Raw genomic sequence first — 2781 nt, 5'->3', positions numbered from 1 at the left:
GTGAACTGGATCCGCTTGAAGGTGCCGCGCAGGGTCTGCGCCAGTGTCTTGACGGTGAGCGTCTTGGCCAGCCCGGGCACGCCTTCCACCAGCAGGTGACCCTGCGCGAGAACCGCGACCATCACCCGCTCGAGGAAGTGGTCCTGGCCGACGACGACGCGCTTGACCTCGTAGAGCACCCGCTCCATCAGGTTGGCGGCTTCGCTGGAGATGGTCTTGGTGTCGGTCATCGGTGTGTGCGCAGTCGGGTCGAGGGGCGTCAGAAAGGAGGCAGGCCGGCCGCGGAAGCGGCGTTCTCGATCGGCACCGCGAAGCCGATGCCGATGAAGACGCGCTGCCGGTTCGGGTTGAGGATGGCGGTGACGATGCCGACAACCTCGCCGTCCATCGTCACCAGCGGCCCGCCGGAGTTTCCCGGGTTGGCGGCGGCGTCGAACTGGATCAGGTTGCTCAGCATCTGCTGCCCGTCGGGCGAGCGGAACTGGCGCTTCAGACCCGAGACGATGCCCGACGAGACCGATGGGCCGATGCCGAACGGAAAGCCGACCGCGATCACCTGGTCGCCGGACGCCAGGTCGGCGGTCGAGCGCATGGTCGCCGCTTCGAGGTCGTCGGGAATGGTCCGGGCGCGCAGCACGGCGAGGTCGTTCTCCGGCTGCGTGTTGAGGATCACGGCATCGGATTCGGAGCCGTTCGAGAAGGTGACCCGGATCCGCTTGGCGCCGCTGACGACATGAAGATTGGTCAGGATGGTGCCGTTGTCGATGATCACGACGCCGCTGCCGACGCCGCGCTCGACGCTGGCGTTCTCCTTGTCGTCGTTGCCGTCGTCTCCCTCGGTCATCAGGCCGATGACGCGCACCACCGAGGGAATGATGGCGTCGTAGGCGCGGGAGGCCGGCGAGACGAGCGGCTTTTCCTCGATCGACTTGCGCATGCCGGCGTCGATCTGCTCCATCGTAAGGGGCGCCTTCGGCGTGAGCGCCGGGTTGAGCAGCCAGAAGCCCAGCAGCAGCCCGAGCATGGCCAGGCCCCAGAGGCGGCGCTCGTTGCGAAGCAGGGTCTGGCGCGTCCGCGATCGCTTGCCGTCGGCCGCACCGGGTGGAGGCGAGGCGCCGTCCTCGAGCTCTTGCGGCGGCGGCGCCGGCTCGTCTTCAGGTCGCCGCGAACGGCTGTAGAGCGGAACACGTTTCATGTAGGCACCCTGTCGATGCAACGGTAGCACGGCGCCCGCGACCTGTCCCGGCCGCGGGTCGGGCAAAACAAGCAGGCATCATGCCGAGGGTGTGGATCGACACTCACTGCCACCTCGACGCGGCCGAGTTCGACGGCGACCGCGACGCCGTCGTCGCCCGCGCCCGCGCCGCCGGTGTCGGCCAGATCGTTCTCCCCGCCGTCGACGCGGGCAATTTCTCGCGCGTCCGCGACCTGGCGCACGCGCACGGCCTCGCCTATGCCCTCGGCATCCATCCGATGTGCACCGATGCGGCGCGCGACGCCGACCTGTTGCTGCTGCGCGATGCGCTTGTAGCCCACGCCGGCGATCCGCACCTGGTGGCCGTCGGCGAGATCGGCCTCGACCACTTCATCCCGGGGCTCGACCGGGAGCGCCAAGCCGCCTTCCTGGCCGCCCAGCTGAGGCTGGCGGCCGAGTTCGATCTGCCGGTGCTGCTGCACGTCCGCCGCTCGGTGGACGTCGTCCTGAAGCACCTGCGCGCCAGCCGCGTCCGCGCCGGCATCGCCCACGCCTTCAACGGCAGCGAACAGCAGGCGAACGCCTTCATGGAGCTCGGCTTTCGGCTCGGCTTCGGCGGTGCGCTGACCTTCGAGCGCGCCCTGCGCATCCGTCGCGTCGCGGCGGCGGTGCCGCTCGAGGCCATCGTCATGGAGACCGACTCGCCGGACATCCCGCCGCAATGGCTCTACCGCACGGCCGAGGCCCGGGCGGCCGGCGCGGCGATGCGCAACGAGTCCGCCGAGCTGCCGGCGATCGGCACGCGCTTGGCCGCCCTGCGCGGCCTGGACGTCGGCGTGCTCGCCCGGGCGACCTCGGCCAATGCCGAAGCCAGCCTGCCCAGGATGTCGCGGCTCGGCCCGAAATGACCCGCACCGGCCGCGCAGCCGAGCTGCCCGAAGTGACCATCTCCGAGTCGCGCGGCATCCGCTACCTGCACCTCGACACGCCCTGGATCCAGGGCGCCATGCGCATCGACGAGCCGCTCGTCATCGAGCTCGAGTACGTGCAGCGGATGATGGTCTGGCTGCTGTTTCGCGAAGAGGGCCAGTTCGCGAATGCGCGGGCCGTGCAGCTGGGCCTCGGAGCGGCGGCGATCACCCGCCTCTGCCTCGCGCTCGGCATGCAGACGACCGCAGTCGAGATCAACCCGCAAGTGGTCGCGGCCTGCCGGGCCTGGTTCCGCCTGCCGCACGACGCGCCGGATCTGGAGGTGCTGACCCTCGATGCCGGGGCGTTTGTCGCCGACCCGCAGCGCCGCGGCAGTGCCGACGTGCTGGCCGTCGATCTGTACGACCACGAGGCGGCCAGCCCGGTCCTCGATAGCCAGGCGTTCTATCGCGATTGCCATGCCCTGGTCGCCGACGGCGGGCTGATGACCGTCAACCTGTTCGGCCGCGACGCCAGCTTCGAGCGCAGCGCGGCGCGCATCGCGCAGGCCTTCGGCGATGGTGCGGTCGCCAGCCTGCGGCCGACCCGCGAGGGCAACACCATCGTCGTCGCCATGAAGCACGGCACGCTGCCACCGCGCGAGACCCTGGCCGCAC

Annotated in this window: 4 protein-coding genes; 2 read left to right on the top strand and 2 right to left on the bottom strand. The window is 70.3% G+C overall.

What is annotated here, in order from left to right:
- Both AC30N0_RS09740 and AC30N0_RS09735 read right to left on the bottom strand, forming a co-directional pair.
- Positions 1 to 230 (bottom strand): AAA family ATPase (locus AC30N0_RS09740; protein WP_489517727.1); only part of this gene is annotated, 230 nt, incomplete at its 3' end.
- 29 nt (positions 231 to 259) lie between these two features.
- On the bottom strand, positions 260 to 1195 hold the full coding sequence (locus AC30N0_RS09735; protein WP_489517726.1) for a S1C family serine protease: 936 nt from the start codon (positions 1193 to 1195) through the stop codon (positions 260 to 262).
- Positions 1196 to 1275: 80 nt separating this feature from the next.
- On the opposite strand from AC30N0_RS09735, the gene AC30N0_RS09730 reads away from it, so the two are divergent.
- Positions 1276 to 2103, top strand: a complete 828-nt coding sequence (locus tag AC30N0_RS09730) for a TatD family hydrolase (RefSeq protein WP_489517725.1) — start codon at positions 1276 to 1278, stop codon at positions 2101 to 2103.
- Positions 2100 to 2781, top strand: a 682-nt coding sequence (locus AC30N0_RS09725) for a class I SAM-dependent methyltransferase (RefSeq protein ID WP_489517724.1), incomplete at its 3' end; no start/stop codon positions are given. The genes AC30N0_RS09730 and AC30N0_RS09725, both read left to right, overlap by 4 nt.

The sequence above is a fragment of the Rhizobacter sp. genome (assembly GCF_031412495.1).
In the GTDB taxonomy this organism is placed as follows: Bacteria; Pseudomonadota; Gammaproteobacteria; order Burkholderiales; family Burkholderiaceae_C; genus Schlegelella_A.
This window is presented reverse-complemented; position numbering and strand designations above follow the sequence as displayed.

Bases quoted from the DNA above. Each gene is read 5' to 3' on its own strand.
- AC30N0_RS09735 (WP_489517726.1), bottom strand. From the start codon at position 1,195: ATGAAACGTGTTCCGCTCTACAGCCGTTCGCGGCGACCTGAAGACGAG.
- AC30N0_RS09730 (WP_489517725.1), top strand. From the start codon at position 1,276: ATGCCGAGGGTGTGGATCGACACTCACTGCCACCTCGACGCGGCCGAG.